Genomic DNA, 255 nt, shown 5'->3' on the forward strand with positions numbered 1-255 from the left:
TTCCGGGCAGCCTTAGCGGCCGAAACTTCCCGTCCTCCAGCCTGCGGCTCTGCCGCCAGACATAATCGCCGGTCAGATTGATGTGCTCCCACCCCAGCGGCGACAGGTATTGCAGCAGCTCACCATCTACCGACTTCCCCGCATCGCCCATCGCCTGGGTGGCGCGCTCCAAGTACACCGTGTTCCACAACACGATGGCGGCCGTCACCAGGTTGAGGCCACTGGCCCGGTAGCGCTGCTGCTCGAAGCTCCGAT

General features: G+C 64.3%; 1 protein-coding gene. It reads right to left on the minus strand.

The window, feature by feature from the left end:
• Positions 1-255, minus strand: a 255-nt coding sequence (locus L6D63_RS28520; protein ID WP_236170523.1) for a Tn3 family transposase, incomplete at both ends; no start/stop codon positions are given.

It is taken from the genome of Pseudomonas parakoreensis (assembly GCF_021602155.1).
Classification (GTDB): domain Bacteria; phylum Pseudomonadota; class Gammaproteobacteria; order Pseudomonadales; family Pseudomonadaceae; genus Aquipseudomonas; species Aquipseudomonas parakoreensis.